The organism is Streptomyces sp. CB02056 (assembly GCF_001905545.1).
Classification (GTDB): domain Bacteria; phylum Actinomycetota; class Actinomycetes; order Streptomycetales; family Streptomycetaceae; genus Kitasatospora.
In genome coordinates this window covers 1-19,891 of the sequence record NZ_LIPD01000018.1, presented here as the reverse complement: position 1 = coordinate 19,891, position 19,891 = coordinate 1, and the positions used below count along the sequence as shown (strand labels likewise).

20 protein-coding genes are annotated in these 19,891 nt (G+C 73.2%); 14 read left to right on the top strand and 6 right to left on the bottom strand.

The features are described 5' to 3' along the window. Positions 1–32: 32 nt before the first annotated feature. The 3 genes from AMK13_RS35125 to AMK13_RS35115 all read left to right on the top strand — a co-directional run bounded on the left by AMK13_RS35125 (position 33) and on the right by AMK13_RS35115 (position 2,582). Complete coding sequence (locus tag AMK13_RS35125) at positions 33–632, top strand: DUF5998 family protein (protein WP_049653318.1); 600 nt, start codon at positions 33–35, stop codon at positions 630–632. Positions 633–676: 44 nt separating this feature from the next. Next, entirely contained in the window at positions 677–1,864 is a 1,188-nt protein-coding gene (locus AMK13_RS35120) for an alkaline phosphatase family protein (protein ID WP_074005658.1), read from the top strand. A gap of 61 nt (positions 1,865–1,925) precedes the next feature. Next, positions 1,926–2,582: a thymidine kinase gene (locus tag AMK13_RS35115; protein ID WP_074005657.1), complete on the top strand. Its 657-nt coding sequence runs from the start codon at positions 1,926–1,928 to the stop codon at positions 2,580–2,582. An 11-nt stretch (positions 2,583–2,593) separates the two neighbouring features. On the opposite strand, the gene AMK13_RS35110 is transcribed toward AMK13_RS35115, so the two are convergent. Next, positions 2,594–3,337, bottom strand: a complete 744-nt coding sequence (locus tag AMK13_RS35110; protein WP_338016380.1) for a VOC family protein — start codon at positions 3,335–3,337, stop codon at positions 2,594–2,596. A 251-nt stretch (positions 3,338–3,588) separates the two neighbouring features. Here AMK13_RS35110 and AMK13_RS35105 point away from each other — a divergent pair, with 251 nt between their 5' ends. Continuing rightward, positions 3,589–4,467, top strand: a complete 879-nt coding sequence (locus tag AMK13_RS35105; protein ID WP_107418948.1) for a sulfurtransferase — start codon at positions 3,589–3,591, stop codon at positions 4,465–4,467. Between the two features lie 56 nt (positions 4,468–4,523). Here AMK13_RS35105 and sepH read toward each other — a convergent pair whose 3' ends face one another. Then, on the bottom strand, positions 4,524–5,606 hold the full coding sequence (gene sepH, locus AMK13_RS35100) for a septation protein SepH (RefSeq protein ID WP_074005654.1): 1,083 nt from the start codon (positions 5,604–5,606) through the stop codon (positions 4,524–4,526). Positions 5,607–6,123: 517 nt separating this feature from the next. Here sepH and AMK13_RS35095 point away from each other — a divergent pair. Next, entirely contained in the window at positions 6,124–7,005 is an 882-nt protein-coding gene (locus tag AMK13_RS35095; protein ID WP_074005653.1) for a hypothetical protein, read from the top strand. Here AMK13_RS35095 and AMK13_RS35090 read toward each other — a convergent pair. Further along, positions 7,002–8,324, bottom strand: coding sequence for a D-arabinono-1,4-lactone oxidase (locus AMK13_RS35090; protein ID WP_074005652.1), 1,323 nt, complete (start codon positions 8,322–8,324; stop codon positions 7,002–7,004). The two genes, AMK13_RS35095 and AMK13_RS35090, sit on opposite strands and share 4 nt — an antisense overlap. 103 nt (positions 8,325–8,427) lie before the next feature. Further along, positions 8,428–9,696 carry an MFS transporter gene (locus AMK13_RS35085; RefSeq protein ID WP_074005651.1) on the bottom strand — a complete coding sequence of 423 codons (1,269 nt, stop codon included), beginning with the start codon at positions 9,694–9,696 and terminating at the stop codon, positions 8,428–8,430. Between the two features lie 131 nt (positions 9,697–9,827). On the opposite strand from AMK13_RS35085, the gene AMK13_RS35080 reads away from it, so the two are divergent. Both AMK13_RS35080 and AMK13_RS35075 read left to right on the top strand, forming a co-directional pair. Continuing rightward, on the top strand, positions 9,828–10,970 hold the full coding sequence (locus tag AMK13_RS35080; RefSeq protein WP_074005650.1) for a ferrochelatase: 1,143 nt from the start codon (positions 9,828–9,830) through the stop codon (positions 10,968–10,970). Positions 10,971–11,048: 78 nt separating this feature from the next. After that, positions 11,049–11,867 carry an inositol monophosphatase family protein gene (locus tag AMK13_RS35075; protein WP_079272792.1) on the top strand — a complete coding sequence of 273 codons (819 nt, stop codon included), beginning with the start codon at positions 11,049–11,051 and terminating at the stop codon, positions 11,865–11,867. A gap of 188 nt (positions 11,868–12,055) precedes the next feature. Here the strand turns inward: AMK13_RS35075 and AMK13_RS35070 are convergent, their stop codons facing one another. Next, positions 12,056–12,241 (bottom strand): hypothetical protein, encoded by a 186-nt coding sequence (locus AMK13_RS35070; protein WP_030057688.1) that lies wholly within the window; start codon positions 12,239–12,241, stop codon positions 12,056–12,058. 444 nt (positions 12,242–12,685) lie between these two features. Here AMK13_RS35070 and AMK13_RS35065 point away from each other — a divergent pair, with 444 nt between their 5' ends. The 4 genes from AMK13_RS35065 to AMK13_RS35050 all read left to right on the top strand — a co-directional run bounded on the left by AMK13_RS35065 (position 12,686) and on the right by AMK13_RS35050 (position 16,696). Beyond that, positions 12,686–13,339: a response regulator transcription factor gene (locus tag AMK13_RS35065; RefSeq protein WP_049657097.1), complete on the top strand. Its 654-nt coding sequence runs from the start codon at positions 12,686–12,688 to the stop codon at positions 13,337–13,339. A 73-nt stretch (positions 13,340–13,412) separates the two neighbouring features. Then, positions 13,413–14,711: a sensor histidine kinase gene (locus AMK13_RS35060; RefSeq protein ID WP_074005649.1), complete on the top strand. Its 1,299-nt coding sequence runs from the start codon at positions 13,413–13,415 to the stop codon at positions 14,709–14,711. A 229-nt stretch (positions 14,712–14,940) separates the two neighbouring features. After that, on the top strand, positions 14,941–15,924 hold the full coding sequence (locus AMK13_RS35055; RefSeq protein WP_074005648.1) for an acyl-ACP desaturase: 984 nt from the start codon (positions 14,941–14,943) through the stop codon (positions 15,922–15,924). Between the two features lie 472 nt (positions 15,925–16,396). Continuing rightward, entirely contained in the window at positions 16,397–16,696 is a 300-nt protein-coding gene (locus AMK13_RS35050) for a DUF4193 domain-containing protein (RefSeq protein WP_030285479.1), read from the top strand. A 269-nt stretch (positions 16,697–16,965) separates the two neighbouring features. Here AMK13_RS35050 and AMK13_RS35045 read toward each other — a convergent pair whose 3' ends face one another. Continuing rightward, positions 16,966–17,415 (bottom strand): DUF3093 domain-containing protein, encoded by a 450-nt coding sequence (locus AMK13_RS35045; RefSeq protein WP_049657093.1) that lies wholly within the window; start codon positions 17,413–17,415, stop codon positions 16,966–16,968. 134 nt (positions 17,416–17,549) lie between these two features. Between AMK13_RS35045 and AMK13_RS35040 the strand changes: the two genes are divergently transcribed. The 3 genes from AMK13_RS35040 (at position 17,550) to AMK13_RS35030 (ending at position 19,465) form a co-directional block, all read left to right on the top strand. Then, positions 17,550–18,128 carry a PaaI family thioesterase gene (locus AMK13_RS35040; RefSeq protein ID WP_049657100.1) on the top strand — a complete coding sequence of 193 codons (579 nt, stop codon included), beginning with the start codon at positions 17,550–17,552 and terminating at the stop codon, positions 18,126–18,128. Further along, positions 18,125–18,592, top strand: coding sequence for a dUTP diphosphatase (gene dut / locus AMK13_RS35035; RefSeq protein ID WP_049657091.1), 468 nt, complete (start codon positions 18,125–18,127; stop codon positions 18,590–18,592). Before AMK13_RS35040 ends, dut begins: the two co-directional genes overlap by 4 nt. Positions 18,593–18,661: 69 nt before the next feature. Next, positions 18,662–19,465, top strand: coding sequence for a DUF3710 domain-containing protein (locus tag AMK13_RS35030; RefSeq protein ID WP_049657098.1), 804 nt, complete (start codon positions 18,662–18,664; stop codon positions 19,463–19,465). Positions 19,466–19,891 lie beyond the last annotated feature (426 nt).

The following is a 19,891-nucleotide window of genomic DNA, read 5'->3' as shown; positions in this document are numbered from 1 at the left end:
GCTTCGTCGGCGGACCATGCCAGGATGGAGATATGGCGAAGACCGGTACCACCACCACTCAGGACCTGCGCTCGGCTATCGAGCGCAGCGGCTACTACCCGGCCCTGGTGTCCGAGGCGGTCGAGTCCGCGGTGGGCCCGGAGCCGATCAGCTCCTACCTGGTGCACCAGGAGACGACCTTCGACGCCAACGAGGTGCGGCGGCACGTCACGGTGCTGGTCCTCACCCCGACCCGGTTCGTGGTGAGCCACACGGACGAGCAGTCCGGGGCCGAGGGCAGCCCGGCGGTGCCGTTCGCGACGACCTCGACGGAGAGCGTCCGGCTGGACCGGATCGGTTCGGTGGTGGTGAGCCGGATGGTGGCGAACCCGGAGACGTACACCCCGGGCACCCTGCCGCGCGAGGTGGTGCTGACGATCGGCTGGGGCGCGGTGCAGCGCCTGGACCTGGAGCCGGCCGGCTGTTCGGACCCGAACTGCGAGGCCGACCACGGCTACACCGGCTCGGCCACGGCCGACGACCTCTCCCTGCGGGTGAGCGAGGCCGGCGACGGCCCGGAGACGGTGTCCCAGGCGCTGGTGTTCGCCCGGGCGCTGTCCGACGCGACGATCAGCACCGGCCCGCGGGTCTGAGTTCCGCCGCTTCCGACCGACCGCACCGCTACGAATCCGGTTCCATGTCCTTCGTTCCTGCCGACGGCTACGACGCCTTCGAGATCCTTGACCCGGCCACGGCCCCCGCGCCCCCGTACGGCAGTGGTTCGCTGTGCGACCTGCTGCCCTCGGTGGCGGCGGGGCTGGGCGTCCCCGGGTTCACCGCGACGCTCCCGATCGCCCCGGCGGACCGGGTGGTGGTGTTCCTGGTGGACGGCCTGGGCTGGGAGCTGCTGCTGCGCCACCCCGAGTACGCGCCGTTCCTGTCCTCGCTGGCCGGGAGCTCGATGGGGGGCCGCGGCCGTCCGCTGACCGCGGGCTTCCCGTCCACCACGGCGACCTCGCTGGCCTCGGTCGGCACCGGTACGCCGCCGGGCCTGCACGGCCTGGCCGGGTACACGGTGGCGGTGCCGGGCGCCGGCTACCTGATGAACCAGCTGCGCTGGCAGCCGCCGACCGAGCCGCACGCCTGGCAGCCGTACCCGACGGTCTTCGAGCGCACCCACCAGGCCGGGGTGGCGACCGCGCAGGTCTCCTCCCCGCTGTTCGCCCAGACCCCGCTGACCAGGGTGGCGCTGTCCGGCGGCACCTTCCTCGGCCGCACCACGGGCGAGGAGCGGATGGACCTGGCGGCCTCCTGGCTGGCCGAGCACGACCGGGCGCTGGTGTACACGTACGTCAGCGAGCTGGACGGCGCGGGCCACCGCTTCGGCGTGGACTCGGACGAGTGGCGGATGACGCTGGACGCGGTGGACCGGCTGGCCCGCCGGCTGGCCGCGCAGCTGCCGCCGCGTTCGGCGATGTACGTGACGGCCGACCACGGCATGATCGACATCGCCCCGGAGGACCGGATCGACTTCGACGAGGACTGGGAGCTGGGCGCCGGCGTCGCCCTGCTCGGCGGCGAGGGCCGGGCCCGGCACGTGTACGCGGTGCCGGGGGCCGCGGCCGACGTGCACGCGGTCTGGAGCGAGGTGCTGGGCGACCGGATGTGGGTGGCCACCCGGGACCAGGCGATCGCGGCGGGCTGGTTCGGCCCGGCCGTGGACGAGCGGGTGTACGCGCGGATCGGCGACGTGGTCGCCGCGGCGCGCGACGACATCGCGATCACCGCCTCCCGCAACGAGCCCGGCGAGTCCGCGATGATCGGTCTGCACGGTTCGATGACCCCGGTCGAGCAGTTCGTGCCGCTGCTCGAAGTCCGCGGCTGAGCCGCTCGATCGACTCTTCTGCGCCCGAATTCCCTTGATGTGAAAGGCCCTTGCTCCACCCATGGCTGAACTGGTGTTCTTCTCGGGCACGATGGACTGCGGCAAGTCGACGCTGGCGCTGCAGATGGACCACAACCACACCGCGCGCGGCCGGCAGGGCGTGATCCTCACCCGCAACGACCGGGCGGGCGCGGCGACGATCTCCAGCCGGCTGGGCCTGCGCGCCGACGCGGTCGAGGTGACGGACGACTTCGACTTCCACGCGCACGTGGTGCACCGGCTGTCGGCCGGCGGCCGGGTGGACTACCTGATCTGCGACGAGGCCCAGTTCTTCGCCGCCGAGCAGGTCGACCAGCTGGCCCGGGTGGTGGACGAACTGGACATCGACGTCTACACCTTCGGGATCACCACCGACTTCCGCACCCGGCTGTTCCCGGGCTCGCAGCGGCTGATCGAGCTGGCCGACCGGGTGGAGGTGCTCCAGGTCGAGGCGCTCTGCTGGTGCGGCGCGCGGGCCACCCACAACGCCCGGACGGTCGGCGGGGTGATGGTGGTCGAGGGCGCCCAGGTGGTGATCGGCGACATCTCGGTGGACCGGGACGAGGTCGGCTACGAGGTGCTGTGCCGCCGCCACCACCGCCGCCGGCTGACCGCCGCGACGGCGCACGCCTCGGTGCTCTCCCCGGACGTGCTGCCCTTCGAGGAGCAGCAGGCCTGAGAGCCGGGGCCCTAGGGAAGCACCTCCAGGACGGAGAAGTGCCCGCCCTGCGGGTCGGCCAGCCGGGCGGCGCGGCCGCGGGCGGTGTCGTGCGGTTCGACCAGGACCCGGCCGCCGAGTCCGAGGGTGTGCCGGGCGGTCAGTTCGGCGTCGCGGACCACGAAGTGGGTGCGCCAGCGCGGCGGGTGGCCGCGCAGCTCGGCGCGGTGCCGGATGCCGGCGACCGGCCGCCCGTTCACCAGCAGCGCGGTCTCCTCCGGGCCGGAGCGGACCGGGCGGTCGAGGATGGTGGAGTAGAAGCCGGCGGCGCCCTCCGCGTCGGGGGTGAGCAGTTCGGCCCAGGCCGGGGCGCCCGGTTCGCGGCCGGCCTCCCGGCCGAGGTGCTCCTCGCCCTGCCAGAGGCCGAAGACCGCGCCGGAGACGTCGGCGGCGATGGCCATCCGCCCGGCGCGCTCGGCCTGGAGCGGCCCGACGGCGACGGTTCCGCCGCACTCGCGGACCAGTTGGGCGGTGCGGTCGGCGTCGTCCACGGCGAAGTAGGTGGTCCACTGCACCGGGAAGCCGGTGGCGGTGGAGACGCCGAGGCCGGCCACCGGTGCCCCGTCGAGCTCGGCCCGGACGTAGTCGCCGAGCTGGCCGGGCCCGGGCGTGTACGTCCAGCCGAGCAGGGCGCCGTAGAAGGCGCGGGCGCCGGGCAGGTCGTCGGTCAGCAGGCTGACCCAGCAGGGCGTGCCCTGGGCCAGTCGGAGTTCCACCGCGGGCAATGCGGGCCTCCTCGTGGGTGGTTGGCGCACGGAAATCCTCGCGCGCGAGGGTGATGCTTCCACCCTGGCGGGCGCCCAACCCTCGGGCCGCGCGGAAAGTCCGGCAAAGACCCCACAAAGAGCGACGGGTCGGGCGTGTCCCGCGGTTTCCCGCCGGATTCGCGTCGGATTCCGTCGGGTCCGGGGGCGGCGGGAATCCCGATCACCCGCCGCCGGGGCGGCGCTGCGCGACAATGGCCGCCATGACCACCACCTACAACGACGGTTCCCCGCTGATCTCCGCGGCCGGGCTGCGGGAGGCGCTGGCCTCCGCGCTGCCGCCGGTGCTGCTGGACGTGCGCTACCAGCTGGTCGGTGCCGCACCGGGCGGCCCGACCGCGGCCGAGGAGTACCGGGCCGGCCACCTGCCCGGCGCCCACTTCGTGGAGCTGGACCGGGACCTGGCGGCCCCGCCCGGCGCCCCCGGCCGGGGCGGGCGCCACCCGCTGCCGGACCCGGAGGAGTTCGGCGCGGCGATGCGCCGCTTCGGGGTGAGCGCGGGGCGCCCGGTCGTGGTGTACGACGGCGCGGCCTCGATGGCGGCGGCCCGGGCCTGGTGGCTGCTGCGCTGGGCCGGGCACCGGGACGTCCGGGTGCTGGACGGCGGCTTCGCGGCCTGGCAGGCGGCCGGGCTGCCGGTGACGGCCGAGCTGCCGGAGTCCGGCGAGGGCGACTTCAAGCCGGTGCCGGGGCAGCTGCCGACGGTGGACGGGGACGGCGCCGCGGCCTGGGCCCGCCGCGGCCTGCTGCTGGACGCCCGGTCCGGGGAGCGCTACCGGGGCGAGACCGAGCCGGTGGACCCGCGGGCCGGGCACATCCCGGGCGCGGTCTCGGCGCCGACGGCCGACAACGTGGGCCCGGACGGCCGGTTCCGGCCGGCCGCCGAGCTGGCCGCCCGGTTCCGTGGGCTGGGCGCGGGGGAGCGGGAGACGGCGGTGTACTGCGGCTCGGGCGTGACGGCGGCGCACCAGGTCCTGGCGCTGGAGGTGGCGGGCCTGCCGGCCGCGCTGTACCCGGGTTCGTGGAGCGAGTGGTCGAGCGACGGGGCGCGGCCGGTGGCGGTCACCGACCAGCCGGGCTGATCTCCCCGGGCATGCCGAAGGGGCGGGAGGCCGGGCCTCCCGCCCCTTCGGCGTCGCTACTCCTGCTTCTTGCGCCGGCTGCCGAAGACGATCTCGTCCCAGCTGGGCACGGTGGCCCGGCGACCGGGCCGGACGCCGTCCGCCTCGGCCTGCCGGTCGGTGGTGCCGACCAGGCGCTCGCGGTGCGGGGCGACGGCGCGCGGCATCAGGATGTCGGCGTAGGCCGAGCCCGCGCCGACCGCCGGGGCGGCGGCTGCCGCGGCCGACTCCTCGGTCTCCTCGGCGACCTCGGCGGGCACCGGCTCGATCGGGGCGGGGGCGCCGACGGCGAGGTCGCCGCGGAAGGCGGGGACCACGTCGAGCAGGCTGGTCAGCGAGTCCCGGGCGTCGGCGGTGGCCTCCCGCGACTCGCGGACCTCGCGGGACGACATGATGCGGTCGGCCGAGGGCCGGTCGATCATCGGGCGGGGCGGCCGGTCCTGGGGGAGCCGGGCGATCCGCGGGATGAACGGGAAGACCGACTCCTCCTCGCGCTCGACGTTCTCGCCGATCAGCGCGCGGGCCTCGTCGTCGTTGGGCTGGACCAGGCGCCGGGGCGGGTCGTACGTCCAGGAGGCGCTGCGGCCCTCGCCGTCGGCCCGGTAGGAGAGGATGACCTCCCAGGTGCCGTCGTCGCGCCGCCAGGAGTCCCAGCGCTCGGTCTCCTTCTCGGCGCCGCGCAGCGCGAGCCGCTCGGCGACGGCCTCGCCGAGCTGCGGGCCGGGGGACTCGCCGTTGCGGCGGATGGCGGTCTTGCGGGCGCGCTCGGCCATGAAGGCGCGCTCGGCGAGCACCGGGCCCTCGAAGCGGCGGACGCGGTCGACGGAGATCCCGGCGGCCTGGGCGACCTCCTCCGCGGAGGCACCGGCTCGTATCCGCGCCTGGATGTCCCGGGGGCGGAGGTGGCTCTCGACCTCGATCTCGATCTGGCCGAGGCGCGGCCGGTCGCCACGGATGGCGGCGCGTAGCCGTTCGTCGATGGGAAGGGTGTACTCCGTGCTGTCGGCAGCCTTGAGCACCAGCCGTGTGCCGTCGTTGCTGACGGCCACAACCCGCAGTTCGGGCACGGTTACCTCCCGGGTGGTGCCTGCCGACGTCACCTGCGTCGCTGCTCCCGTACTGAGTGTGGCCTGCCCACTCGCGACTGGCCACAACCTTGCTGAGTTCCCCGGCGTGTCGGGCTTACGCCCGCGCACGCCGCTGTGGCACGGTTGCCTTTTTGCCACGCCATCGGTTGACGTCGCGCCTGGGTGTCCCGGCCGTCCTCGCACGCGCAGTGAACGCGACGATCCGGGACGGGCGTCGCCGTGCGTGCCCGGTCCGTGTCTCCTTGTCAAGCTGCCGGTGGGGGCGCAGTCGACAAGTCGACCCAAGGCTCGGGCTTTACGAACAGTACTCCATTCGTGGCATCCACAGGGGCGGCTCGCCGCTCAAGTCTCCCGCGATTCACGGGAATCTCAAGAGCGTGCTCCCCCGATGGCGGACCACCGCCGGACGGACGGTGATCATCTTCACACAATCCGGGCGCCGAGAACCGCATTTTCGTCCCTTGTGTCCTTCTTTGGGCAAGATGGAGAGCCTTGTACGAAGAACAGCCGTAGGGACCGAGGGATGTTGATGCCGGAGCGGAGCCCCGCCGAGGAGGGCGGCAAGGCCAAGGAGGAGCGCAGGCGCATCGATCTGAGTGTGGCTCAGGTCGCGGCGAGTGCGCTGGCCACGGTGGTGGGTGCGCTGCTGGCCTCCGAACTGGGGGTGTACGGCACGATCCTGGGCGCCGCCGTGGTGAGCATCGGGGCCACCACCGGCGGCGCGGTGTTCCAGCACATCTTCAAGCGGACCGGCGAGCAGCTGCGCGAGGCGGTGGACCGGGGGCCGAACCAGGCCGCCAACACCCTGCGCCAGGTGCCGGTCGAGTCCGAGCTGCCGCAGACGCGGGTGCAGCCGCCGGTGATCACCTCGGAGTGGAACGAGCCGCAGGTGGTCCGGGCGCGTCGCCGGTGGGGCTGGAAGACGTACGCGGCGGTGTCCGGGCTGGTCTTCGTGCTGGCGATGACGCCGATCGTGGTGTTCGAACTGGCCACCGGGCAGCCGGTGTCGGCGACGGTCAAGGGCGAGTCCGGCAACGGCACGTCCTTCGGCGGCTCGGTGGCGCCCAAGTCCTCCCGGCAACAGGACGCCCCGCCGGAGCGGCCGTCCCCGGGCGGGAACGGGAAGCAGGGGCAGGACAACGCGCCCTCCGGCGGCGCCTCCGCCCCGTCGACCACCCGGCCGGGCCGGGAGCCGGTCGACACGCCGAGCACCGGCGCGGGGACGGGCTCGCCCTCGGCCGGCCCGACCGCGACCCCGTCGGCCGGCGCCTCCCCGTCGGCGGGCGGCGGGAAGCCCACCGGCGGAGCGACCCCGCAGCCGACGGCGCCGAACAGCGCCCCGGCGAACGAACCGGCGAAGGCGCCGGTGGCCCCGCCGCCGGCCGACGGGAACAACGCGGCGACGCCCTAGTCGCCCAGCACCCGGCGCAGGTAGTCGTTGCCGAACAGCCGCCGCGGGTCGACCTCGTCGCGCAGTGCGGTGAAGTCGCCGAAGTGCGGGTAGACGTCGGCCAGGTAGGCGGCGTCGCGGGTGTGCAGCTTGCCCCAGTGGGGCCGTCCCTGATGGGCGGTCATCAGCTGTTCCACGCCGGTGAAGTAGCCCTGGTCGGCGGTGCCCCGGTAGAGGTGGACGGCGATGTAGGCGCTGTCCCGGCCGGAGGCGGTGGAGAGCCAGAGGTCGTCGGCGGGGGCGAAGCGCACCTCGACCGGGAAGCCGACCTTCCAGTCGGAGCGCTCGACCAGGGACTTCAGCTCGCGCAGCACCTCGCCGACGGCCGCGCGCGGCACCGCGTACTCCATCTCCACGAAGCGGACCTTGCGCGGGCTGGTGAACACCTTGTACGCGGTGTCGGTGAAGCTGCGCTCGGACCAGGCCCGGCTGGCCAGCGAGGCGATCGAGGGGATCGAGCCGGGGAAGCGCCGGCCGACCCGGCAAGCCCCCTCCCAGACGGTGTTGGAGAGGAAGTCGTCCTCCAGCCACTCCTTGAACCGGGGCAGCGGGGCGGCCGGCCCCTGGCTGCGGTTGTTGCGCTTGGTGGAGCAGCGGTCGGTGTGCGGGAACCAGTAGAACTCGAAGTGCTCGTTGACGGCGGTGAGGTCGTCCAGGCGCTCCAGCACCTCGTCGAAGCCCATCGGCTGCTCGTGCGCGGTGAGCAGGAAGGCCGGTTCGACGCCGAAGGTGAGCGCGGTGATCACGCCGAGGGCGCCGAGGCCGAGCCGGGCGCCCTGGAAGAGCCGGGGGTTCTCGGTGGGGGAGCAGTGCCGGACGGTGCCGTCGGCGAGGACGATCTCCAGCGCGCGGATCTGGGCGGCCAGCGAGCCGGAGTCGCGGCCGGTGCCGTGGGTGCCGGTGCTGGTGGCGCCGGCCACGGTCTGGACCTCGATGTCGCCCATGTTGGTCAGCGAGAGGCCCTCGGTGGCGAGGACGCGGTTGAGCCGGTGCAGCGGGAGGCCGGATTCGACGGTGATGGTGCCGGCCTCGCGGTCGATCTCGCGGACGGCGGTGAGCGCGTGCGGGCGGATCTGGACGCCGTCGTCGGCGGAGGCGATCGAGGTGAAGGAGTGGCCGGATCCGACGGCCTTGACGGTGCGGCCCTGTTCGGCGGCCCGCTGGATCTCCCTGGCCAGCTCCTCCACGGTGCCGGGGGCGGCGGCCCGGGCGGGCCGGGCGCTCTGGTTGCCGGCCCAGTTGGTCCACCGGGTGGGGGTCGCGGTACTGGCCTGGGGCATTGCGCTGCCTCCTGCTCCGTGGCCGAACGGGTTCGGCGCGGTCCGGGGCGGCGCAGCCGCCCTACCCATGGGTAGCCCCGTGGGTAGGGCGAGGCTAGTCAGTTCACCGTTCGGCGTCTACGGTCCGTCCGGCCCCTTCGGCGGCCGTCCCGGCGCCGGCTTCGGCGGTCAGGCCGGCGCGCAGCCGGCCGAGGCCGGCGAGGGCGGCGACCACTCCGAGCAGGCCGGCGGCCAGCGGCACCCAGTAGCCCGCGGCGGCGCCGGAGGCGTCGATCACCCAGCCGCCGGCCGAGGAGCCGGCCGCGACGCCGAGGGCCAGGCCGGTGGTGGTCCAGGTCATGCCCTCGGTCAGCTGGGCGGCCGGGACGAGCCGCTCGACCAGGGCCATCGCGGTGATCAGGGTGGGGGAGATGGCGATGCCGGCGACCAGCAGCGCGGCTCCGACCACGACCAGCCCGCCGATGCCGTGCACCGCGTGGGCGACCAGCAGCAGCGGCACCATGCTGACGGCCATGAACAGGACGCCGACGAGGAAGCGGACCGCCATCGAGCCGGTGAGCTTGAGGGTGCCGAAGACGACCCCGGCCAGGCAGGATCCGAGCGCCCACAGGGCGAGGATCACACTGGAGATCGACTTGTGGCCCTGGGCCTCGGCGTAGGCGACGGTGACCACCTCGACCGAGCCGAAGATCGCGCCGGTGGCGACGAAGGTCAGGATCAGCGTCTGGAGGCCGCGGTTGAGGATGACCGAGCCGCCCTCCTGCCGGGCGGCCGGATGGACCGGCGGCTCGGTGGAGCGCTGCCCGGCGAACAGCAGGACGCCGACGGCGAGGAAGATCCCGGCGAGCAGCACGCCGGCCTCGGGGAAGACGGAGGTGGCGAGGCCGATGGAGAGGATCGGGCCGACGATGAAGCAGACCTCGTCGACCACGGCCTCGAAGGAGTAGGCGGTGTGCAGCTTGCCGGTGTCCTCGCGGTAGAGGTGGGCCCAGCGGGCGCGGACCATCGCGCCGGTGCTCGGCATCACGCCCATGCCGGCGGCGAAGACGAACAGCGTCCAGTCCGGGGCCTCCAGCCGGGCGCAGAGCAGCAGGCCGGTGACGGCGACGATGGTGAGCGCCATGGCGGGGACGATGATCCTGCGCTGGCCGTGCCGGTCCACCAGCCGGGAGACCTGCGGGCCGAGGATCGCGGCGGAGACCGCGAGGCAGGCCGAGACCAGGCCGGCGACCCCGTAGGAGCCCCGGAGCTGGGACAGCATGGTCACGATGCCGATCCCGGTCATGGAGATCGGCAGTCGGGAGACGAAGCCGGTGGTGGAGAAGGCCAGAGTGCCGGGGGAGGCGAATATCTGGCGGTAGCTGGACAGCACGGGAGCTCCGGGCGGGGGAGTAAGGAACAAGGCTGGCAAACACAGCTTACGTACGTTGGCAAACGGTATTTTCCGGGCACTCGCGCGGCCCCGGCGACGGTGCCCGGTCCCTCAGTGGCAGGATCGGTTCCATGTCCGACGCGCGCAAACCCTCCCCGTCCGGCGCCGCCCCGTACGACGCCTTGCTGCTGCTGTCCTTCGGCGGGCCCGAGGGCCCCGAGGACGTCGTCCCGTTCCTGGAGAACGTCACCCGCGGCCGCGGCATCCCCAAGGAGCGGCTGAAGGAGGTGGGCAAGCACTACTTCATGTTCGGCGGGGTCAGCCCGATCAACGGGCAGAACCGCGAGCTGCTCGCCGCGCTGCGCGAGGACTTCGCCGAGCACGGGCTGGACCTCCCGGTCTACTGGGGCAACCGGAACTGGGCGCCCTACCTGGTCGACACCCTGCGGGAGCTGGCCGCCGACGGGCACCGCCGGATCGCCGTGCTCGCCACCAGCGCGTACGCCGGCTACTCGGGCTGCCGCCAGTACCGGGAGAACCTGGCCGACGCGCTGGCCGCGCTCGCCGAGGAGGGCGGGCCCGCCCTGCGGGTCGACAAGCTGCGGCACTTCTACAACCACCCGGGCTTCGTCGAGCCGATGGTCGACGCCGCCCTGGCCGCCCTGGACGAGCTGCCCGAGGCCGTCCGCGCCGGCGCCCGGCTGGCGTTCACCACCCACTCCATCCCGCACTCCATGGCCGAGTCCTCCGGCGCCCCGGACGACCCGGCCCGCGGCGAGCCCGGCGGCGCGTACGTCGCCCAGCACCTGGACGTGGCCCGGCTGATCGCCGCCGCGCTGGCCGAGCGCACCGGCGTGGCCGACCGGCCGTGGGAGCTGGTGTACCAGAGCCGCAGCGGGGCCCCGCACATCCCGTGGCTGGAACCCGACATCTGCGACCACCTGGAGGCCCAGCACGCCGACGGCGCGCCCGCCGTGGTGATGGTCCCGATCGGCTTCGTCTCCGACCACATGGAGGTCAAGTACGACCTCGACACCGAGGCCGTCGCCAAGGCCGCGGAGATCGGCCTGCCGGTCTCCCGCGCCGCCACCGTCGGCGCCGACCCCCGGTTCACCGCCGCCGTGCGCGAGCTCGTCCTGGAGCGCGCCGCCACCGAGCGCGGCGAGCCGGCGACCCGCTGCGCCCTGGGCGCCCTCGGCCCCAGCCACGACGTGTGCGCGGTGGCCTGCTGCCCCAACCCGCGGGCCCCGCGCCCGGCCGTCGCCGAGCGCTGACCGCCCGTCCCGCCCGCTCCACCCGTCCCGCCCGTCCTGCCCGTCCCGCTCGTCCCGTCGCCCCGGAGGAGAACCCCCGTGCCCACCCCCGCCCTGCCCGACGACGGCCTCCTCGACGACCTGCTGGAGGTCGCCCTGGACGCGGCCCGGCAGGCCGGCGCCCTGCTGCGCGACGGCCGCCCGGCCGACCTCGGCGTGGCCGGTACCAAGAGCAGTCCGGTCGACGTGGTCACCGAGATGGACCTCGCCTCCGAGAAGCTCGTCCTGGAGCTGATCACCGACCGCCGCCCCGAGGACGGCTACCTGGGCGAGGAGGGCGCCGAGCGGCCGGGCACCAGCGGGGTCCGCTGGGTCGTGGACCCGCTCGACGGAACGGTCAACTACCTTTACGGGCTGCCTTCCTGGGCGGTCAGCGTGGCCGCCGAGGTGGACGGCCGGGCGGTCGTCGGCGTGGTGTACGCGCCGGCCCGCGGCGAGCTGTTCCACGCCGTCCTGGGCCGCGGCGCCCGCCTCGACGGCCGCCCGCTCTCGGCCCGCCCGGCCCCGCCCTGGGGCCAGGCGCTGATCGCCACCGGCTTCAACTACGTCCAGCCGGTGCGGGTCCGGCAGGCCGAGGTGCTGCTGGCGCTGATGCCGGAGGTGCGGGACATCCGCCGGGGCGGGGCGGCCGCGGTGGACCTGTGCGACGTCGCCGCCGGGCGGCTGGACGGCTACTACGAGCGCGGCCTGGCCCCCTGGGACCGGGCGGCCGGCTGCCTGATCGCCACCGAGGCCGGCGCCCTGGTCGGCGGCCGGCCCGGGCACGGGCCGGACGGCGAGCTGACCGTGGCCGCCGCTCCGGGCGTGTACCAGCCGCTCCAGGAGCGGCTGGCCGCGCTGCGTGCCTGGGCGGACTGACCGGTTCCGCCGTCCCGCCGCCGGAACCCGGCGGCGGGACGGCCCGGACGTGCGACGGGCCCGGGGCGAAGGCCCCCGGGCATGCGAAGAGCCCTGACATACGGGGGATGCCAGGGCCTGGGTTTCGCACGGCCCCCGTAGGGCCGCTGGTGCCGGAGGTCCGGCGACGGGTCGGTGTGCCGGACGGGTCAGGCAGCGGTGCGGTGGCGCTCCAGCACCGTGTCCACGCCGTGCTCGGCGGCGAGTCGGCGGAGGTCGTCCAGCTCGGACTGCTCCACCTCGGCGAGGAACTCGTCCCCGGCCTCGATCGCGCGGTGCAGGTCCTGCTCGGCGTTGGCTATGCGCTGCAGGATTCCGGCCTTGAAGGCGTCCATACGGGCCCCCTTACTGTGTCGGACGTGCACGGTCGTGCGCTCTCCGCCCCGGGGAAGGTCCAGCCGGTGAAAGCACCCAGGCCGGAAGGTGGTGGCAGTCCGGACGGGTGCGGAGACGGCCCTTCGGCCGCTCCCGGTGATGTCCCAGCCCCAGGGCCGGCGCGGATGAACGCACGGCGGGTGGGTGCGATCGGCCGTCAGCCAGATCGCGGGTGTGCAGCTGTCCTCCCCGCCCCCAGGGCGGGGAAACCTTTCGGCGCGAGAAAGTTGCCCGTGTCACAGTCCAAGCGGAGTGGTGCGGATGCGAACAGTGACCGCCGCGGACCCGGGTTCCGTGCCCGAGGGGCAGCTTATCGCTGCTTTACCGCTCGACCAGGCAGGATGGAGGCACCGTCGGAGCCGTGCGTCCGCTTCCGGGGCCGGCCTGGAGAAGGGACAACGACCGTGCGGGTTCTCGTCGTCGAGGACGAGCAGCTGCTTGCAGAGGCCGTCGCGACCGGTCTGCGCCGCGAGGCGATGGCCGTCGACGTTGTGTACGACGGGGAGGCCGCGCTCCAGCGCATCGCGGTCAACGACTACGACGTCGTCGTCCTGGACCGCGATCTTCCGCTGGTCCACGGGGACGACGTCTGCCGCAAGGTGGTCGAGCAGGGCCTGGCCACCCGGGTGATCATGCTGACCGCCTCCGGCGACATCAGCGACCGGGTCGAGGGCCTGGAGATCGGCGCGGACGACTACCTTCCGAAGCCGTTCGCCTTCAGCGAACTCGTCGCCCGGGTAAGGGCGCTGGGCCGCCGCGCGACCATCCCGCTGCCCCCGGTGCTGGAACGGGCCGGCATCTCGGTCGACCCCGGCCGGCGCGAGGTGATCCGCGACGGGCGCACCGTCCAGCTCGCCCCCAAGGAGTTCGCCGTCCTGGAGGTGCTGATGCGGGCCGGCGGTGCCGTCGTCTCCGCCGAGCAGCTCCTGGAGAAGGCCTGGGACGAGCACACCGACCCGTTCACCAACGTCGTGCGCGTCACCGTGATGACGCTGCGCCGCAAGCTCGGGGACCCGCCGGTGATCGTCACCGTGCCGGGCTCCGGCTACCGGATCTGACGACCGGAGTCCGCCCACCCCGAGACTCCCCGCCGTAAGCGCCCGCCCCGGCGGACGCCCCGAGAGGACCATCATGACCACCCCGCCCCCGGCCGGCGGGGCCTCCGGCGCGCCCGCCGGCGGCCCGCGTGCCGTCCCGCCGAAGCCCCTGACCCCGCCGCGCGTCCACCGCCCCGGGCCCTACGTCCCCGGCGACGGCATGCTCGCCTGGTTCCCCTTCCGCCCCACCATCCGGATGCGCCTCACCCTGCTCTACGGCGGGATGTTCCTGATGGCCGGCGTGGTGCTGCTGCTGCTGATGTACGTGTTCTTCCAGGACGCCGTCTCGTACCTGGCACCGCGCAACCTGGTCTTCGACGGCAGCATCCAGGTCACCGGCCCGGACGGCGTCCACTCCACGATGAACAGCACGAGCTACAACCAGTTGCAGGCCGCCGACTTCCTGGCGCGCTCCGACTCCGCGCTCAACACCCTGCTGCGCAAGTCGCTGACCATGCTGCTCTGCCTCGCCGTGATCGCCTTCGCGGCGGGCTACGCGATGGCCGGCCGGGTCCTGCGCCCGCTCGGCCGGATCACCCGCACCGCCCGCGACGTGGCCTCCTCCGACCTGCACCGCCGGATCGAGCTGGACGGCCCGGACGACGAGCTCAAGGAGCTCGCCGACACCTTCGACGGCATGCTGGACCGGCTGGACCGCTCCTTCGACTCCCAGCGCCGCTTCGTCGCCAACGCCTCGCACGAGCTGCGCACCCCGCTGGCGATCAACCGCACCCTGCTGGAGGTCCAGCTCTCCGACCCGGCGACCTCCTCCGACCTCCAGCAGCTGGGGAGGACCCTGCTGGCCACCAACGAGCGCAGCGAGCAGCTCGTCGAGGGCCTGCTGCTGCTCGCCCGCAGCGAGAACGAGCTGACCGACCGGCGCCCGGTGGAGCTGTCCGAGGTGGCCACCCGGGCGCTGGAGCAGACCCGGGGCGAGGCCGACAAGCGCGAGGTCGAGCTGCGTTCGAAGCTCGATCCGGCGATGGCCGCCGGCAACGGCGTGCTGCTGGAGCGGCTCGCGCTCAACCTGCTGCAGAACGCCGTCCGGTACAACACCCCGGGCGGCTGGGTCGAGCTGGCCACCACCGCGGTGCCCGGCGGCGGCGAGCTGGTGGTCTCCAACACCGGCCCGGTGGTGCCCGGGTACGAGCTGGAGCACATCTTCGAGCCGTTCCGCCGGGTCAAGGGCGCCGACCGCACCCGCAGCGACAAGGGGGTCGGGCTCGGCCTGTCCATCGTCCGCTCGGTGGTGCGCGCCCACGGCGGCACCATCGAGGCCACGCCGCGCGCCGGCGGCGGCCTCACCATGAGGGTCCGCATCCCCTCGCCGTAAGGGTCGAACGCCCCTTCCACGGGCGACCGTTTCCAGCCGCCCCCGCCAGGCCCGTCAAGACGACATAAGGCCTGGCGGGGGCGGCTTGTCTTTTCCGGCCCGAGCAACTTACGGTGTCGTAACCTACGCAACCGTAGGTGAGTCCGTCGGCGCCCCGCCGACGGGTCCACGACGTGTCCCCGTCCAGCGCGCCCGTCCCAGCGCGTGCCGTCCCCTCAGGAGCACCACCGTGACCATCGCCCCTGTGCAGAGCAGCTCCCCGCTCGTCGCGAGCGGCTGGACCGACGCGCGGCTGATCCTCGCCCTCGAAGAGGTCGTCGAGAAGGAGCTCAACCGCCACCTGGGCGTGGCGAAGGAGTGGATGCCGCACGAGTTCGTCCCGTGGAGCCAGGGCCGCGACTTCGACGGCGTGCTGGGCGGCGAGGCCTGGTCGCTGGAGCACTCCAAGGTGACCCCGGTCGGCCGGGTGTCGCTGGTGGTCAACCTGCTGACCGAGGACAACCTGCCCAGCTACCACCACGAGATCGCGACCATGTTCGGCCGCGAGGGCGCCTGGGGCACCTGGGTGCACCGCTGGACGGCCGAGGAGGGCCGGCACGGAATAGCCATTCGCGACTACCTGCTCGCCACCCGCGCGGTCGACCCGGTGGAGCTGGAGCGGGCCCGGATGAGCCACATGTCGGAGGGCTTCGAGTCCGACAACGCGCACAGCATGCTGCACTCCGTCGCGTACGTGGCCTTCCAGGAGCTCGCCACCCGCATCGCGCACCGCAACACCGGCAGGTACGCCGGCGACCCGCTGTGCGAGCAGCTGCTGGCGAAGATCGCCAACGACGAGAACCTGCACATGGTCTTCTACCGGAACCTGCTGAAGGCCGCCCTGGAGATCGCCCCGGACCAGGCCATGCGGGCCGTCGCCGACGTGGTCACCGACTTCCGGATGCCCGGCCACGGCATCCCCGGCTTCGAGCGCGCCGCCGCGCAGATCGCCCTCGGCGGGGTGTACAACCTGCGCATCCACCACGACGACGTGCTCCAGCCGGTGCTGCGCCACCTCAAGGTGATGGAGATCGGCGGGCTCGGCCCGGAGGGCCTGCTGGCGCAGAACGAGCTGGGCGTCTTCCTCGACGGGCTGGACGGCCAGGCCCGGAAGTTCGAGGAGCGCCAGGCGGCCCTGCTGGCACGCCGGGAGGCCCGGAAGAACGCCGGCTGAGATGCTGGACCGAGCGGTCGGAGTGGGTGGATTTCCCGCGGTTTGCCCTGGATGATTCTGAACGTGACCAAGCTCACACCGTGTCGCTCCACGATTCCGGGCAACCCCGGAGAGTGATCACCTGATCAGGGGTGTCGATCGCCGTCCGTGACCGGATTCCGGTCACCGGTCGGTCCGCGGAATCGGTCGGCATCCCTGATGGACAAGGGATTCCCCAGACATCCACACCGATTGTGCTCACTGTGCGTGGTCGGTTTACCGGGTCCCCGGAAGGCTGGTGATGGCCCAGCGTGAGGCCTTCCACAGCCCTGGGGATCACCCCGATGGAGCCCGGGCTGAGTGTCGATTGAGTAACAGGGCTTGAAGTAAGGCAAAATCTCCGCCTCGGGTCGGGCACAAGACCGACCTCCCATGCGTTACGTGCGCTGGAGATACCGCACACACCGCACAACCCGGAGGGGGAGAGCGAAAAATGGCAACCGACTACGACACCCCACGCAAGACCGACGACGAGCTCAACGAAGACAGCATCGAGGAGCTCAAGGCTCGGCGGAACGACAAGGGCGGCAGCTCTGTCGACGTCGACGAGTTCGACGCCGCCGAGGGCATGGAGCTCCCCGGTGCCGACCTCTCGAACGAGGAGCTCGCCGTCCGTGTCCTGCCGAAGCAGGCGGACGAGTTCACCTGCATGAGCTGCTTCCTCGTGCACCACCGCAGCCAGCTCTACAGCGAGAAGAACGGCAACCCGATCTGCCGGGACTGCGGCGCCTGAGCACCGCGGCGGACAGGACCCGGTGCCCGCGGCTGCGCCCGCGGGACCGGTACACCGCTCCTTCCGGCCCCGGGCAGCGGGGCCGGACGGCAGGTCCGGGCACCGTCCGTCTGGACGGGCCCGGGAGGACGGAGTCGGCCGGTCGACCGGTCAGGACAAAGTCGTAGGGACGGTCCCGCAGCAGCGGAACCGTCCCTCTCCGTTTGTCCGGCCTCTTCCGTCCGGCTCGTGTCCGGGCCCGACCGCCTCGCGGCCCGGCCCGGTCCGCCTCAGGTGCGGGCGCCGCGCCGGGCGTCCTCCAGCGCCTCCGCCAGCTTCATCGGCGAGCGGGTCGACAGGTAGAGGTACGGCGTCGGGTCGGTCGGATCGGTCACCTCGACCCGCAGCGCCGTCGGGACGTAGCTGCGCAGCAGCATGAAGGCGCGCGGATCGGCCTTCCGGCCGCGCCAGGCCGCCGCCTCGGCGGGGCTCAGCGCCTGCGCGTCGCCGAGCGCGTCCACCGGGATCCGGGCCGGGCCGGCCACCAGGGAGCCCTGGACCACGCGGATGCGGGCCGAGCCGTAGCTGCTGATCGCGACCGCGCCGGCGGCGATGCCGACCACCAGTCCGATCAGCGCGGCCGGACCGCTGACCCGGATCAGGATCAGCGCGAACGTGAGACCCAGCGCGATCGGGAGCAGCCACCAGGAGCGCGGCACCGTGAGGCGTTCGTCGTACATGCCTCCATTGTGGTCGCCCTGACGTCCGGCCCGGGACGCCACCCCCACCGGAGGCCCGCTACCCCTGGGTAGGCTGGGGCCCCGTGACCGGTACGACAGCCCCCAGCACCCCCACCGACCGGCCGGCGCCCGCCATACCGCCGTCCCCGACCACCCCGCCGCCGGACGCCGTCCTGCCGGAGCGCCACCCCCAGGCGCCCGCCCCCGGCACCCGGCTCGGCTCCCACTACGAGCACTGCTTCGGCTGCGGCCCGCAGCACCCCGGCGGCCTGCGGATCGACGCGGTCGCCGGCGAGGGACTCGACGTCACCGCCGAGTTCGCCGTCCGCGACGCCCACCAGGGCGGCCCCGGCCTGGCCCACGGCGGCCTGCTGACCACCGCCATGGACGAGACCCTCGGCACGCTCAACTGGCTGCTGCACGCCCCCGCCGTGACCGGCCGGCTGGAGACCGACTTCCTCAGCCCGGTGCCCGTCGACTCGGTGCTGCACCTGCGCGCCTGGATCACCGGCGTGCACGGCCGCAAGATCTACAGCGCCGCGGAGGCGCGGATCGGCGGACCGGACGGGCCGGTCGCCGTCCGGTCCCAGGCCCTCTTCATCCAGGTAAAGCTGGAACACTTCACCACGCACGGTCGTCCCGAGGACATCGAGAAGGTCCTCGACGACCCGGATCTGATGAAGCGCGCACGAGCCTTTGAGGTGAACCCTTGAGCGACACCCCCCGCCCGCAGCTGGACGTCCTGATCAAGCGCATCGACCCCGAGCTGCCGCTGCCCGCCTACGCGCAGCCCGGGGACGCCGGTGCCGACCTGCGCACCACCGTCGACGCGGAGCTGGCCCCCGGCGAGCGGGTCATGCTGCCCACCGGCATCGCCATCGCCCTGCCGGACGGCTACGCGGCCTTCGTCCACCCCCGGTCGGGCCTGGCAGCTCGTTGCGGTGTTGCCCTCGTGAACGCCCCGGGGACGGTCGATGCCGGGTACCGTGGAGAGATCAAGGTGATCGTCGTCAATCTGGACCCGCGCGAGGGGGTCAGCTTCCGCCGAGGGGACCGAATCGCCCAGCTGGTGATCCAGCAGGTCGAGAAGGCCCGTTTCCACGAGGTGGAGGAGCTGCCTGGGTCGGCACGCGCCGAGGGCGGGTTCGGGTCGACCGGCGGCCATGCCGCGGTCTAGCATGCCCGCGGCCTCGCAGGAAGCCGAGCAGGCATTCGCATCGGTCTTGGACCGGGAAGGGCAGTGACCGTGTTCCGTCGTCGCCAGAAGAGCGAGGACGCTGTCGAGCAGCTCGCCGACGACGCCATCAGCGCCGACGAGACGGCCGATGACGTCGAAGGTTCCGCCGAGAGCGAGAACGTGACCGAGCTGGACCCGGCCGACAGGGTCGGCCTGCCGCCGGCCCCCCGGCCGGACGGTCCGTGGGACCACTCCGAGCTGGAGAACCCCGAGGAGGGGCGCGTCGACCTCGGGGGTCTGCTGGTCCCCGGCGTCGAGGGCATGGAGCTGCGCGTCGAGGTCGCCGGTGACGCGATCGTGGCGGCAACCCTTGTGCTCGGAAACAGCGCCATCCAGCTCCAGGCCTTCGCGGCCCCGAAGTCGGAGGGCATCTGGGGGGAGGTCCGGGAGGAGATCGCCAACGGCATCACCTCGCAGGGCGGCCTCATCGAGGAGGAGGAGGGCCCGCTCGGCTGGCACCTCCGCGCCCGGGTCCCCGTGCAGCTGCCGGACGGCACCCAGGGCGTGCAGCTGGTGCGGTTCGTCGGCTGCGACGGTCCGCGCTGGTTCCTGCGCGGCGTGATCTCGGGCCAGGCCGCCGTGCAGCCGGAGATGGCCGGGATCCTGGAGCAGGTCTTCCGGCAGACGGTCGTCGTGCGCGGCGAGTCCCCGATGGCTCCCCGCGACCCGATCGTCCTGAAGCTTCCCGAGGACGCCCAGATGGTCGCCGACGGTGGCGGGGCGACCGCCGCCGCCGGTGAGGGCGAGAACCGCTTCGGCGGTACCGCGCTCGACCCGTTCGCGCGCGGCCCGGAGATCACCGAGGTTCGCTGACCCGGCTCGGGCCGGCTCCGGCCGGCCCTGATCGGCACTGATCGCCCCTGCCCGGGAGCCCGGGCAGGGGCGATTTGCATGTGACGTGCCGGTGCCCGTACAGTTCCGGAGTCGCCGCGGGAGACCGGGGCGGCAAAGCGGAAAGTGAATCCGATGAATGAAACTCCGGAAAACGGAGCGGAAAACATCTGATAAGCTGGAAACACGAAAGAACGAAGCCCGGAGGGTCCGCTGGAAGGCGGTCCGAAGGAAGCGTCCGTTCCTTGAGAACTCAACAGCGTGCCAAAAGTCAACGCCAGATATGTTGACATCCCCGGCCTCAGGGTTTCCTGGGGTTGGAGATTCCTTTTGAAACAAACACTAGCGAGGACGCAGTGCGCGGGGCCGCCCTATTCCGGTGGTTGCCGTGCCGCTCAACGCGGGTGT

Coding starts and splice junctions, on each gene's coding strand:
- AMK13_RS35125 (WP_049653318.1), top strand. CDS start 33: ATGGCGAAGACCGGTACCACCACCACTCAGGACCTGCGCTCGGCTATC.
- AMK13_RS35120 (WP_074005658.1), top strand. CDS start 677: ATGTCCTTCGTTCCTGCCGACGGCTACGACGCCTTCGAGATCCTTGAC.
- AMK13_RS35115 (WP_074005657.1), top strand. CDS start 1,926: ATGGCTGAACTGGTGTTCTTCTCGGGCACGATGGACTGCGGCAAGTCG.
- AMK13_RS35105 (WP_107418948.1), top strand. CDS start 3,589: ATGACCACCACCTACAACGACGGTTCCCCGCTGATCTCCGCGGCCGGG.
- AMK13_RS35095 (WP_074005653.1), top strand. CDS start 6,124: ATGCCGGAGCGGAGCCCCGCCGAGGAGGGCGGCAAGGCCAAGGAGGAG.
- AMK13_RS35090 (WP_074005652.1), bottom strand. CDS start 8,324: ATGCCCCAGGCCAGTACCGCGACCCCCACCCGGTGGACCAACTGGGCC.
- AMK13_RS35080 (WP_074005650.1), top strand. CDS start 9,828: ATGTCCGACGCGCGCAAACCCTCCCCGTCCGGCGCCGCCCCGTACGAC.
- AMK13_RS35070 (WP_030057688.1), bottom strand. CDS start 12,241: ATGGACGCCTTCAAGGCCGGAATCCTGCAGCGCATAGCCAACGCCGAG.
- AMK13_RS35060 (WP_074005649.1), top strand. CDS start 13,413: ATGACCACCCCGCCCCCGGCCGGCGGGGCCTCCGGCGCGCCCGCCGGC.
- AMK13_RS35050 (WP_030285479.1), top strand. CDS start 16,397: ATGGCAACCGACTACGACACCCCACGCAAGACCGACGACGAGCTCAAC.
- AMK13_RS35045 (WP_049657093.1), bottom strand. CDS start 17,415: ATGTACGACGAACGCCTCACGGTGCCGCGCTCCTGGTGGCTGCTCCCG.